The sequence below is a fragment of the Nocardia sp. NPDC050435 genome, assembly GCF_040655395.1.
In the GTDB taxonomy this organism is placed as follows: Bacteria; Actinomycetota; Actinomycetes; order Mycobacteriales; family Mycobacteriaceae; genus Nocardia.
On record NZ_JBFAJW010000006.1, the window covers coordinates 523,738 to 536,109 of the forward strand.

The following is a 12,372-nucleotide window of genomic DNA, read 5'->3' on the forward strand; positions in this document are numbered from 1 at the left end:
ACATCTCCTACTCGAACAAACGGCTGCGGCCGGTACACCCCTACCAGGGTGTACCGGCCGGAACCGCACTGACTACGCGTTACTTCGCGGGCTCCGCGGGCGGAAGCGGCGCGTTCACGGCGTTGAAGTACTCGATCGCCGCGGCGATCGCCACGGGCGCTCCCACCACGATGGTGCCAGCCATGGCGCCCAGCGGGCCCAGGGTCATGGCGCCGGCGAGGCAGCCGGCGATCGGGCCGCCACCGAGCAGCAGCGCCACCGGCAGGGTCAGGCCCAGGCCCAGCACGCCGCCGGCGATGCAGCCGACGACGCCCGCGCCGATCGCGCCGACGATGGCGCCGATGGCGGCGCCGACCGACAGGCGGCTACCGAACTTCTGCCACGCGGCCTGCTCGCGCTGCTCGGCGGCCTTGTTGGAGATCTCCTTCGGCGCGAAGGCGGCCGGACGGTAGAACGCGGCCTCGACGACCGGGGTCAGCGTGGCCTTGTTGCCCTCGATGGTGGCGCTGATCGGGTAGACGATGTCCTCGACGTTCACCTCGAGCGGCACGCCGCCGACGATATCGCCGGTGGGGGAAAGGATCCGGAACTGTCCGTCCTTGACCTCGAGGCTGCCCGCGTCGGTGGTGACGGTGGCCGAGTTGCCGTCGTTGTTCGTGGTGTAGTTGATGACGCCGGGCACGATCGGCACGCTGAACCCACCCTGCGGTGCGGCCGGAGCCGGTGCGGCGCCGGCGGTTCCGCCGGCGACGGCCAGGGCGGCCACCGTGATCATCGACGCCGCAGCGAAGTTCCTCATCCTCATCCTGCTGTACCCATTCCTAACTTCTGTTCGACAGTCCGCGCTTGCCTCGGCTACCACCTGGCAGGCGTCGGTAAAGTTAGCCTAACCTGATTGCGAATGCAATGGGGACCTACCTTTCCAGCATCGAACGTGAGCCGAGGGGGGCTTTCGCGGCGTAGACTGCCGAGGGTTGCGTGGGATCACGAATTGCCAAATCTCCCAAGGGAATACATGCCTATGAGGTGGTGCGTGCGCGCGGATGTCCGGATCCCGCTGGGCGTCACAGCTTTTCTTCGAACTGCGACGTGCGCCGGGTAGCGATGCAACCCCTCGGAAACATGCGTAGATACGCATATCGAGATGGAGGCATGGCGCAATCAGGCTGTATTGCCGGTTCGGCGATGTTTCTAGCTAACTCCCGGACAGACATGGACCCGCAGGCGACATCGCAGCATCAATAGAGTTCAGCGACGCATGTCGGCCCAATCCGGTTCCGCCGTGTGAATATCTCAACCCAAGTTGCGCTGTATAGCTTTCTTGCAGCTACTATCACCGGCGAGCGGCCGCCCGCGCGGCCGACCTGTTCCAACTAACAATCCCGGTGAGGTTTCGACGTGAGTCGGCAGCGAGAAGTTCAGTCCGGCGCGTCGCGACGCGCCCTCCGCCCCTTGGTCGCCGGCGCGCTGCCCCTCGCGCTCGCCGTCGCCTGTTCTCCGGGCGCCGATCCGCAGCAGGCCGCCCCCGCACCGATTTCCAGCCCTGCGGCCGATCAACCGGCAACTCCGCAGTCACCGGCGCCGCAGCCGCCCACGCGGCCCGCGCCGAACGCCGCCGGCGGCGATCAGCAGACGCCCCGCTACTCCGCCCTGCAGCCCGGCGTGAGCACCTCGATCCCGGGCCCCGCGCCGACTCGCCCGAGCCTGGCGCAGCCCGGCATCGCCACCCCGGCGCCGCGCCCGCCGATCGACTACCTCGTGCCGGAGAACCGCCGCCCGATCCCCGCGCCCACCCAGGCGCCGCCGATCGACGTGCGGGAACTCCACCTGCCCGAACCCGTCGCGCCGGTCGCCCCGATCGCGCCGCCCCCGCGCACCCTTCGCCTGGGCGACTTCACCCAGCCGGTCCCCGACTCGGTGCCCGACACCCTCCTCGACCCGGTCAACACCACCGCCGCCGACCTCGAAGCCGCGATCGCCACCGGCGGCCGCTCCATCGGCATCGACCCGAGCCGCTCGGACAAGATCGCCGCCGGCGTCATCGCGGGCGCGGCCCTCGGCGCGGCCGGCGCGGGCATCCCCGCCGCCGTCCTCGGCGGTGTGGCCGGCGCCGCGGCCGGCACCTTCGTCGGCACCGTCGCCACCACCCCGGTCTGGATCGTCAACCCCGTCATCGCCGTCACCGTCGGCGGCACGGTCGGCGGTGTCCTCGGCGGTGTCGCGGGCGCAGCCGCCGCGGGCATCCCCGCCGCCCTGGGCGGCGCTGTCGTCGGCGGCACCGTCGGCGGCCTCATCGGCGCCAACGTCTGACCCGCAGCACAATTCACGGGCAGCAGTCACGCAAGCACCGCCCCCTCTGCGGTCTACCCGACCAACGACTGAGCGGTTCAACCGACACCTGAGCAGCGGCTCGACCTACGACCGAACGACGATTCGCGGCCACGGCGAATCAGGGCGGCGGTGTACCGATTCGGTGCACCGCCGCCCTGTTCAGCGCGACTGCCGGGAGGTCAGGTCAGCGCGCTCAGCTCAGCTTCAGTGAGCGGCCGATGATCTCCTTCATGATCTCGGTGGTGCCGCCGTAGATGGTCTGGATGCGGGCGTCCATGTACGCCTTGGCGATGGGGTATTCCTTCATGTAGCCGTAGCCGCCGTGGAGTTGCAGGCAGCGGTTGATGAGGTCGAGCTGTTCCTCGGTGCTCCACCACTTGGCCATGGCGGCGTCCTCGACGGAGAGCTTGCCGGCGTTCAGGTCTTCGATGAACCGATCGACCATGAGCCGCACGGCGGTGGTCTTGGTGGCGAGTTCGGCGAGCACGAAGCGGGTGTTCTGCAGCGCGCCGATCGGCTTGCCGAACGCCTTGCGGTCGCGCACGTACTGGATGGTCATCTCCAGGCAGGCTTCCATCGCGCCCGCGGCCATGACGGCGATGGACAGACGCTCCTGCGGCAGGTTCTGCATGAGGTGCACGAAACCCATGCCCTCGGTGCCGAGCAGATTCTTGCCGGGCACGCGCACGTCGGTGAACGAGAGTTCCGCGGTGTCCTGGGCTTTGAGGCCGATCTTGTCGAGATTGCGGCCGCGCTCGAAACCGGGCATGCCGCGCTCGACGACGAACAGGCTGAAGCCCATCGCGCCCTTCTCCGGATCGGTCTGGGCGACCACGATCACGATGTCGGCGTTGATGCCGTTGGTGATGAAGGTCTTGGCGCCGTTGAGGATCCAGTCGTCGCCGTCGCGCACCGCGCGGCTCTTGATGCCCTGCAGATCCGATCCGGTGCCGGGCTCGGTCATGGCGATCGCGGTGATGATCTCACCGGAACAGAAGCCGGGCAGCCACCGCTGCTTCTGCTCGTCGTTGGCCAGATCGAGCAGATACGGCGCGATCACATCGTTGTGCAGGGTGAAACCGAGGCCGGAGTACTGACCGTTGACCGTCTCCTCGGTGACGATCGCGTTGTAGCGGAAGTCCTTGACCCCGCCGCCGCCGAACTCCTCCGGCACCGCCATGCCCAGGAAGCCCTGCTTGCCGGCCTCCAGCCAGACCGCCCGATCGACGATGCCCTGCTCTTCCCACTTCGCGTGGTTCGGGGCGACGTGCTGATCGAGAAACTTGCGGAACGACTCCCGGAACAAATCGTGTTCGGGCTCGAACAGTGTGCGCTCCACACCAACCTCCTAGTGACCACACCCGGGCGGTCCACACCGACCCGTCGTTGTCACACACGGTACCCCGAACGAGAACCACAGTTCACTTCTGGGCGGAAAACAATTGCCCCACCTGGTCCTCTGACGATCAGGCGGGGCAATCATAGTGGGAAGTTGAAATCAGTTCGGCAGCCCCAGACCCTGCGCGAGCACCGGCCAGGATTTCAGGAACGCGTCCTGCCAGTAGCCCCACGAGTGCGTGCCGACCGGGGTGAAATCGTAGGTCGCGGGGATGCCGAGCTCGGTCAGCCGGTTCTGCAGATTGTGCGAACCCCAGTTCGTCGCGCCCTCGAGCACACCGCCGAGGGTGACCTGGTTGGCCAGCCCGCCCGGGCCGGGCAGCGCGTGCTCGCCGTCGAGGGTGTCCCACGGACCGGGCAGGCCCGAGCCGCTGGAGATGAACAGATGGGTGCCGCGCAGCCGTTCGGCGTGCAGCAGCGGATCGTTCTCGGCCCAGCGCGGATCGCCCTTGGGCCCGTACATGTTGTCGGGGTCGCCGCCGCCGGCCCGCACCACGGTGCTGACGAAGTCGTAGCCGACCGGATCGCTGATCTGGGCCGCGCCGCTGTAGGCGGCGACCGACCGGAACAGCCCGGGCTTCGCCTCGGCCAGTTGCAGCACCGACGTGCCCGACATCGACAGGCCGGCGATCGCGTTGGCGCCGTTCGCACCGAGCGCCGCGTCGACCAGCGGCGGCAGTTCCTCGGTGAAGAAGGTCTTCCACTTGTTCACGCCGAGTTCGGGATCGGCCGCGATCCAGTCGGTGTAGTAGCTGAACTTGCCGCCGACCGGCTGGACGACGTTGACGTCCTGGCCCGCGAGGAATTGCGGCACGTCGGTCTGCGCCTCCCAGGTCGCCTTGTCCTCGCCGCCGCCCGCGCCGGCGAGCAGATACAGCGTCGGACGCGGCGCCGAGGCGTCGCGCGGGCGCTGCACGTCGACCCGGATGTTCTTGTCCATCGCCGCCGAATACACCTCGAGCTGGAGGTTGCGCTCGTCGAGGATGTCGTAGCCCGCGATGCGGGAGCCGTCGGCGGACTGCGGGTTCGCCAGCAGCCGGCCGGAGGCGATGATCGGATCCGCCGGCGCCGCGGCGTTCGCGGTAGCACCGACACCGCACGCCATCGCGAGCACACCGGCGAGCACCGCCGTCTTCCTGAGCCAAAGCATGGGCTCACCGTACGGTGCGGTTGCTGAGAGATTGCCGTGTGAATTCTCAGGCGACCATCAGCGCCCGGGCGTAACGCCGCGAGGATCCGGCGCTCGGGGCACCCCTCGGCGCCGGAGCGATTCTCAGGTCAGCGGCGAAAGTGCGAGATGACTCACGCTCGCCGATCAGACCGGCAGCGCGCCGCGCAGCCGCCCCGCGAGGCTCCGCCCGGGATCACGCTCGCGCTCACCCAGCAGGAAGGTGAGCTCTTCCTCCAGCGCCTTCTGCACCACGTCCCGCAATTCCGCGGCGGCGGATTCGAGGTCCTCCGCGTCGCGCCACGGCTCCGGATCGATCGGCGCGCCCGCCGAGAAGTAGAAGCGTTCCGGCCGCGGAATCAGCGTCGGACCGACACCGCGGATCAGCGGCGGCGTCAGGTTCGGCTTCAGACCGATCGCCTCGACCACCTTGCGCAGCGGGGTCATCGCCGGGTGCTGTCCGTCGAAGACGATGTCGTAGACGTCGTCGCCGCCGACCATCCCGATCGGCACGATCGTCGCGCCGGTCTCGATCGCCATCCGCGCGAAACCGGTGCGGCCGCGCCAATCCAGGGTGTATTTGCGCTCGCCCTTGCGATTGAGCGCCTCGCGCCCGCCGCCCGGGAACACGATCAGCGCCTCGCCGCGCCGCAGCAGCGCCATGCAGTTGTGCCGGTTGCCGCGCACGATGCCGAAGTGCTGCAGGAAATCTCGCAGCCCCGGCACCCCGATCAGCACGTCCTCGGCGAGCCCGCGCAGCAGGCGGCCGCGCCGGCGCAGCACCTCGGGCAGCAGCAGCGGCGCGTCCATGCCGCCCATCAGCGTGTGATTGCCGACCAGCAGCACCGGCCCCTGGGCCGGGATGTTGTCCAGACCGTAGAAACGCGGGCTGGTCCACGCGCGGGTGGGCGCGGTGATCGCCTCGATCACGCGTTTGCCGGTCTCGCTCAGCACCACCTCGAGCGGCGCCCCATCGGACAGAACTGCCTCAGCAGGCAAGGATTCGGGCATCGGTGTCCCCATCGAATGTCGGATCCCAGCACATCGTCGTATTGGAATTGATTTCCCCTGCGCCGCAGCTAGATACGGCCTTATGCGGCACAGACTACCGCATTCGCTATAACAGGTTACAACCGATGGGTACCCGCCGGGACCGCGAATATCCAGAATGTTGCCGACCGCACAACGCCGTCCGGCCACCGCATTCGGAGTGCGGTGGCCGGACAGGTTGGAGCCCGGATTACTCGGCGGCGGAACCGGAACCGTTGGTCGACGCGTGGGCGTACTCGGCCAGCGCCGCGGCCAGCGAATGCGGAACCCGGGCGTGCACCCGGGTGCCGCCCTCCTCGTGCGTCGAGCCGATGATGCGGCCGTCGGCGTGGATACGGGCCAGCAGATCGCCGCGGGTGTAGGGCAGCAGAATGCTGACCTCCACGTCCAGGCCGCCGAGCACCTCGGCCAGCCGGGCGCGCAGCTCGTCCAGCCCCGCGCCGGAGTGCGCGGAGACGAACACCGCGTCCGGGAGCATGCCGCGCAGGCGCGTCAGCTCCGTCGGATCCGCCTTGTCGATCTTGTTGACCACCAGCAACTCCGGCGGCGCGACCGTGCCCTGCTCCTTGATCACGTCGGTGATCACCTCGCGCACCGCCTTGATCTGACCCGCGGGCATCGGATCGGAACCGTCGACGACGTGCAGCAGCAGATCGGCGCCGGTGACCTCCTCCAGGGTGGAGCGGAAGGCCTCGACCAGCTGGGTCGGCAGGTGCCGGACGAACCCGACGGTGTCGGTGAAGACGACCTCGCGGCCGTCGTCCAGCGCGGCCCGGCGGGTGGTCGGATCGAGGGTGGCGAACAGCGCGTCCTGCACCAGCAAGCCGGCGCCGGTCAGGCTGTTCATCAGGCTCGACTTGCCCGCGTTGGTGTAGCCGACGATCGCGACCGAGGGAATGCCGCTGCCCGTCCGCCGCGACCGCTTGGTGTCACGCGCGGTCTTCATCTCCCGAATCTCGCGGCGCAGCTTGGCCATCCGCTCCCGGATCCGGCGCCGATCGGTTTCGATCTTCGTCTCACCGGGACCACGCAGGCCCACACCGCCGTTGCTACCCGCTCGGCCACCGGCCTGCCGGGACATGGACTCACCCCAGCCGCGCAGTCGCGGCAGCATGTACTCCATCTGCGCGAGCGCGACCTGCGCCTTGCCCTCGCTGGAGGTGGCGTGCTGGGCGAAGATGTCCAGGATCAGGGCGGTCCGGTCGATCACCTTGACCTTGACCACCTTTTCCAGCGCGGTCAGCTGAGCCGGGGTGAGTTCACCGTCGCAGATCACCGTGTCGGCGCCGCTGTCGAGCACCACGGCCCGCAGCTCGTCGGCCTTGCCGGAACCGATGTAGGTGGCCGGGTCCGGCTTGTCCCGGCGCTGGATCAGCGCCTCCAGCACCTCCGAGCCGGCGGTCTCGGCGAGCAGCGCCAGCTCGGCCATGCTCGCGTCGGCCTGGGCGGCGGTGCCGGTGGTCCAGACGCCGACCAGCACCACGCGCTCCAGGCGCAGCTGCCGGTACTCGACCTCGGTGATGTCGGTGAGTTCGGTGGACAACCCGGCGACGCGGCGCAGCGAGGACCGCTCGTCGAGCTGCATCTCGCCGACCGTCGGGTCGGCGCCGCCGGGCTCGGCGGCCCACCCGGAGTGGGCGGTGTCCTTCAATCGCTCCTCGCGCGCGGCCATCCGGGCGGCGTGCTGGGCGAGGGCATCGCGGGTGTCCGCGGTGCTTCCGGTGCCGGTGCCGTCCGCACCGTCGGCCGGAGTCATGTCAAAAGTCTCTGAGTTCGTCATACGCCCTCCATGCTGCCACGTTGCCACGCCATGGTGCACGCCGAGAACTACGGCGCGTCCTGGCATGAAAGCGGTCAGCGTCAGGTTTGCAAGATCAAGTGGTCGATAACGCACGCGGCGGCCGGAGGCGAGCCTGCGCCAGCGATGACGCTGTGCAGGACGACAGGGATCCGAGCCGCGGACTGGTACGGCGGCGGGCGCCCGGCTGAATGCTCAGCGCGGGCACGGCGCGACGCATCGAATGCGCTGGGCGCACAGGCGAATCCCGTGCCCCGGAGTGCGTATCAGCGATGCGCGGCGGCCGGTGCCGGCCAGATGCGTGCTGCGAAGATCCCGAACATGCGCCCACCGTACCGCCGGACGGTAGCGGCGCGCACCTGATTATTCGGAGGGCGAACCCGAACCCGCTCAGTGCAGCACGCTGTACACGGCCGAGAGCACGAAGCCGTGGTCGACGACGTCGCAGTCGACGGTGCCCTGGAAACCGACGCCGCAGGTGGTCTGGTCGTTCGTGATCTTGTGCCCCTCGGGGAGCACCTTGGCCTCGGGGTGGGTGAAGGTGCGCTCGGCCGAATACACGAACTCGGCGGGCGCCCAGCGCGCGACCCGCAGCTGATTGCTCCCCGGGGGCGCGTCCAGGGCGACCGCGTCGCACCCGGCGTAGCCGGTGTTCCAGTAGATGGCGCAGTGGCGTCCGTCCGGCGTCTTGAAGAAGACGGTGCCCCGGTACGAGGGATCGGAGACCAGATAATCGGTGCGGTTCACCGGGATCCAGTCGCCGGGATCGGCGGCGGCCGGGGTCGCGGTGGCGCAGAGCCCGGCCGCGACAGCGGCGACCGAACAGGCGAGGAGGGTGGATCGGCTGGACATGGCGTGGTCCTTCCCGGATGGTGTGGTCACGTTGGTTCGAGCCCGCGGCAGCGCTGTGCCGCCCCACTACTGTCGTCGGTTCGCGCCGCCGGATCGTTAGCCCGGCGCGGTCACAGACCGTCCCACCAGGCGCGCGCGAGCTGCCCCGTCGCGACCAGCACCGACGGACCGCGCAGCGTCGCAACGCCGTTCGCGAGCGCCACGGTGACCTGCCCGCCGGGCACGCGCACGATCACCTGGCCGGTGTCCTCCTGGATCCGGAAACCCGTGTGCGCCAGCGCGGCCGCCGCCGCGGCGACGGTTCCGGTCCCGCAGGAACGGGTTTCGCCGACGCCGCGCTCGTAGACGCGCATGTCCACCGTGCCGTCGGCGCCCAGCGGCGTGAGGATCTCCACGTTGACCCCGCGCGGGAACAGCTCGGGATCGAATCCCGGGGACACGCTGAGATCCAGCTTGCCCAGGCTCTCCGCGGTCAGCCCCGGGTCGACGCAGGCCAGGTGCGGATTGCCCACGTCGATGCCGAGACCCGGGTACGCGCCGCCCGCGATGGTCGCGGTGGACGCGCCCAGCTCGCGGACCGGCCCCATCCCCACGGTCACCTCGCCGTGCACCGCGTCGGCCGCGTGCACGGTGACCGGGCGGGCGCCACTGCGGCTGCCGACGACGTACCGGTCCCGCGATTCCAGCCCGCGAGCCGCCAGATAGTGCGCGAAAACCCGCACGCCGTTGCCGCACATCTCGGCGATCGAGCCGTCGGCGTTGCGGTAGTCCATGAACCAGTCCTCGGCCGCCACCCCGTCGGGCAGCTGGTCGAGCACGCCCGCGTCCCGCAGGGCGCCCGCGCGCGCGACGCGCAGCACGCCGTCGGCGCCGATGCCGCGCTGCCGGTCGCACAGCGCCGCCACCCGCTCGGCGGACAGGTCCAGGCGGACCTCGGGATCCGGCAGCATGACGAAGTCGTTCTGGGTGCCGTGCCCCTTGCTGAACTCGATGTCGGCCACGTTGTCGGTCTCCTCGCTTCTCATCGGGCAAACGTCCGGCGCTGCCGGGAAATTTCGTAGAGCGCCACCGCACCCGCCGACGGCGCGCCCAGCGAGCTCGCGGTGCCGCCCATCGGCACCGACACCAGATCGTCGCAGGCCTCGACCCAGGCCTGGCTCATGCCGCTGGTCTCGTTGCCGACCACCAGGATGGTGGCCTCGGTGAAGTCCTGGTCGAAGATCGCGTGGGTGCCGCGCTCGTCGGTGCCGACGATGCGGGTCGGGATGCCGCGCGCGATCTGCCGATCCCGGAACGCGACGACCTGGGCGGCGCCCGCGGCGCGCAGCACCGGCACGGCGAACAGCGAGCCGGTGGAGGCGCGCACGGCCTGCGGATCGTACTGATCGGCGCCGTGGCCGGTGACGATCACCGCGCTCGCGCCGAACGCGTCGGCCGAGCGGATCAGCGTGCCGAGATTGCCGGGCGAGTTGGGTCGATCGAAGACCACCACGACCGGCGGGGTTTCGCCCGGCTCACCGGGCGCGAAGGCGTCCAGGCTGTCCTGCCGCGAGACCGCCACCGCCACCACCTCGGGCGTGCCCGCGCTCTTCTCGCCCAGTTCGGCCATCAGCTCGGGCACCAGGCCCACGCACGGCACCTCGGCGGTGTCGAGCAGCTCCCGGGCCCAGCTGGACAGTTCGGGCGCGCCGAGGCGGTAGAGCAGGGTCTCCAGCGGCCAGCCGGCGGCGACCGCCTGGGTGATCGGGCGCACGCCCTGCACCAGGAACCGGGCGTCGCGGTTGCGCGTGGCCCGGTTGCTCAGATACGCCTGCCAGACCTGGACCGAGGCGTTGCGGGTGCTGACCCGCCGGCCGCCGCCGTTGTCCGAGCGGCCCGGCCGCTGCCGGGGATTCTGGTTCACTGCGCTGTCCGTTCGCTGGTGTCGGTCCGGTCGGCGGCGGGCGATCGCGGGACCGCCGCCGCGTCGAGAGTCGTCGTGTGGTCGAGCGTGCCGGGCGCAGCCCCGGCCAGCACCGCCAGCGCGGCCGTGACCAGGTCCGGATCGGCCCCGTCGACCCAGTGCACCCGGGGATCGCGGCGGAACCAGGATCGTTGCCGCCGCACGTAGCGGCGGGTGCCGATCAGGGTGCGCTCCCGGGCCTGGTCCAGATCGTATTCGCCGTCGAGGTAGGCCAGCACCTGCGCGTAGCCGATGGCGCGGCGGGCGGTGACGCCCGTGCGCAGGCCCTGCTCGATCAGCGCGCGCACCTCCTCGACCAGACCGCTGTCGAACATCAGCGCGGTGCGCCGCTCGATCCGCGCGTCCAGTTCGGCGGTGTCCCGATCCACGCCGAGGATCGTTGTCCCCCAGCGCGGTTCGCCGATGGTCGGCGCGGACGCGGCGAACGGCCGCCCGGTCAGCTCGACCACCTCGAGCGCGCGCACCATGCGGCGGCCGTCGGTGGGCAGGATGGTGGCGGCCGCGGCCGGATCGGCCTGCCGCAACCGCTCGTGCAGCGCGGCTACCCCGTGCTCGGCCAGGAATTCCTCCCAGCGCGCCCGGACCCGCGGGTCGGTCGCCGGGAACTCCCAATTGTCCAGCAGCGCTTGCACATACATCATGGAGCCGCCGACGATCACCGGGACGTTGCCGCGCGCCATGATGGCTTCGACGTCGGCGATCGCCGCGCTCTGGTAGGCGGCGACGGTCGCGTACTCGGTGACGTCGAGCACGTCGAGCTGGTGGTGCGCGATCCCCCGCCGCTGCGCCACCGGCAGTTTCGCGGTGCCGATGTCCATGCCGCGGTAGAGCTGCATGGCGTCGATGTTGACGATCTCGCCGCCGAGCCGTTCGGCCAGTTCCAGGCCGAGATCGGACTTTCCGGTCGCCGTCGGCCCGACGACGGCCACGGGGGCGCTCATCGCGCGCCGCCCGGCCGCCACAGGCCGACGTGGTAGCCGACGCCGAAAGGCGCGTCCTGGTACAGGGTTTCGACCTCCGGGGTGTCGTCGGCGAAGAGCCCCGCCAGCACCTGGTAGGCGGCGCGACCGGCGATGCCCAGCTCGGCGCACCGCGCCGGATCCAGGGCCCGCAGCGCCGCGACGTCGCCGGTATCCAGAGCACGGTCGAGCTCCTGCTGTGCGGGGGCCGCCGCCGGATTCAGGTAGCCGGGTGATCGGAGCGTCAGCGTCGCGGCGCCGTCGGCGATCACCAGCACGCCCGCAGGGGTGGGCGCGGCGTCGAGCCGGGCTCGCAACGCGCGGCCGAAGGCCAGGCACTCCCCCGCGTCCGCGGTGGCGTCGACGAGCGAGACCGTTGCCCGCGCCGCGGGGGCGGCCCGGCCGCGCAACCAGCCCGCGACCAACGCGGGCAACGGCCACCCCGGATCCGCCGCATCCGCACCCGCCTCCTGCGACAGCGCGACCCGGACATCGGCGCCGTATCCCCGGAAGGTCCCGACCCCGCCCCACTCGTCCCCGTCTCGGTCGCCGACACCGATCACGAACCACTCGTTCGCGACCGCGTCCAGCGCCGCCACGGCCGCCAGCGCCGCCGCGCGCAGCGGCGCCACCGGATCGGCGTCGGAGAGCGCGACAGCCCCGCCGAGCTCGGGAACCAGGATCGGCGGCGAGGGGACCAGGGCCGCTAGGGAGAACACTCGGTAAACGGTAGTCGTTGCCGCCGGCGTCCCCGCGCGGCACCGTGGGACGGCGACGCGGAACGCGCCCGGGCCCCGCCGCGCCGCAGGCTCGAGTGTCTCTGCGTCAATACCTGCTGGGGATTGATAGTCTC

11 protein-coding genes are annotated in these 12,372 nt (G+C 70.5%); 1 reads left to right on the forward strand and 10 read right to left on the reverse strand.

Annotation, left to right across the window (positions count from 1 at the left end; all coding sequences use genetic code 11):
- Nucleotides 1-79: 79 nt before the first annotated feature.
- On the reverse strand, nt 80-799 hold the full coding sequence (locus AB0I43_RS21645) for a hypothetical protein (RefSeq protein WP_356975320.1): 720 nt from the start codon (nt 797-799) through the stop codon (nt 80-82).
- A 599-nt stretch (nt 800-1,398) separates the two neighbouring features.
- Between AB0I43_RS21645 and AB0I43_RS21650 the strand changes: the two genes are divergently transcribed.
- On the forward strand, nt 1,399-2,310 hold the full coding sequence (locus tag AB0I43_RS21650; protein WP_356975319.1) for a hypothetical protein: 912 nt from the start codon (nt 1,399-1,401) through the stop codon (nt 2,308-2,310).
- A 214-nt stretch (nt 2,311-2,524) separates the two neighbouring features.
- On the opposite strand, the gene AB0I43_RS21655 is transcribed toward AB0I43_RS21650, so the two are convergent.
- The 9 genes from AB0I43_RS21655 to AB0I43_RS21695 form a co-directional block, all read right to left on the reverse strand.
- Entirely contained in the window at nt 2,525-3,670 is a 1,146-nt protein-coding gene (locus AB0I43_RS21655) for an acyl-CoA dehydrogenase family protein (protein WP_356975317.1), read from the reverse strand.
- Nucleotides 3,671-3,829: 159 nt separating this feature from the next.
- Entirely contained in the window at nt 3,830-4,879 is a 1,050-nt protein-coding gene (locus tag AB0I43_RS21660; protein ID WP_357432586.1) for an alpha/beta hydrolase family protein, read from the reverse strand.
- A 165-nt stretch (nt 4,880-5,044) separates the two neighbouring features.
- Nucleotides 5,045-5,908, reverse strand: coding sequence for a lysophospholipid acyltransferase family protein (locus AB0I43_RS21665; protein WP_356975313.1), 864 nt, complete (start codon nt 5,906-5,908; stop codon nt 5,045-5,047).
- A gap of 229 nt (nt 5,909-6,137) precedes the next feature.
- On the reverse strand, nt 6,138-7,727 hold the full coding sequence (gene hflX / locus AB0I43_RS21670) for a GTPase HflX (RefSeq protein ID WP_356975311.1): 1,590 nt from the start codon (nt 7,725-7,727) through the stop codon (nt 6,138-6,140).
- A 408-nt stretch (nt 7,728-8,135) separates the two neighbouring features.
- The gene (locus tag AB0I43_RS21675) at nt 8,136-8,597 is read right to left on the reverse strand and encodes a hypothetical protein (protein ID WP_356975309.1); all 462 of its coding nucleotides are present in this window, start codon (nt 8,595-8,597) and stop codon (nt 8,136-8,138) included.
- 110 nt (nt 8,598-8,707) lie between these two features.
- Nucleotides 8,708-9,589 (reverse strand): diaminopimelate epimerase, encoded by an 882-nt coding sequence (gene dapF / locus AB0I43_RS21680; protein WP_356975784.1) that lies wholly within the window; start codon nt 9,587-9,589, stop codon nt 8,708-8,710.
- Between the two features lie 29 nt (nt 9,590-9,618).
- A complete protein-coding gene (locus tag AB0I43_RS21685; protein WP_356975307.1) occupies nt 9,619-10,500 on the reverse strand; it encodes a TrmH family RNA methyltransferase in 882 nt (293 codons plus the stop codon).
- Nucleotides 10,497-11,501 (reverse strand): tRNA (adenosine(37)-N6)-dimethylallyltransferase MiaA, encoded by a 1,005-nt coding sequence (miaA, locus tag AB0I43_RS21690; RefSeq protein WP_356975305.1) that lies wholly within the window; start codon nt 11,499-11,501, stop codon nt 10,497-10,499. The genes AB0I43_RS21685 and miaA overlap by 4 nt, the downstream gene beginning before the upstream one ends.
- Complete coding sequence (locus tag AB0I43_RS21695; RefSeq protein ID WP_356975303.1) at nt 11,498-12,238, reverse strand: hypothetical protein; 741 nt, start codon at nt 12,236-12,238, stop codon at nt 11,498-11,500. Before AB0I43_RS21695 ends, miaA begins: the two co-directional genes overlap by 4 nt.
- Nucleotides 12,239-12,372: the final 134 nt, after the last annotated feature.

What these genes read in the sequence shown, in the direction of transcription:
- AB0I43_RS21645 (WP_356975320.1), bottom strand. Translation starts at nt 799, where the DNA reads ATGAGGAACTTCGCTGCGGCGTCGATGATCACGGTGGCCGCCCTGGCC.
- AB0I43_RS21660 (WP_357432586.1), bottom strand. Translation starts at nt 4,879, where the DNA reads ATGCTTTGGCTCAGGAAGACGGCGGTGCTCGCCGGTGTGCTCGCGATG.
- AB0I43_RS21665 (WP_356975313.1), bottom strand. Translation starts at nt 5,908, where the DNA reads ATGCCCGAATCCTTGCCTGCTGAGGCAGTTCTGTCCGATGGGGCGCCG.
- hflX (WP_356975311.1), bottom strand. Translation starts at nt 7,727, where the DNA reads ATGACGAACTCAGAGACTTTTGACATGACTCCGGCCGACGGTGCGGAC.
- AB0I43_RS21675 (WP_356975309.1), bottom strand. Translation starts at nt 8,597, where the DNA reads ATGTCCAGCCGATCCACCCTCCTCGCCTGTTCGGTCGCCGCTGTCGCG.
- miaA (WP_356975305.1), bottom strand. Translation starts at nt 11,501, where the DNA reads ATGAGCGCCCCCGTGGCCGTCGTCGGGCCGACGGCGACCGGAAAGTCC.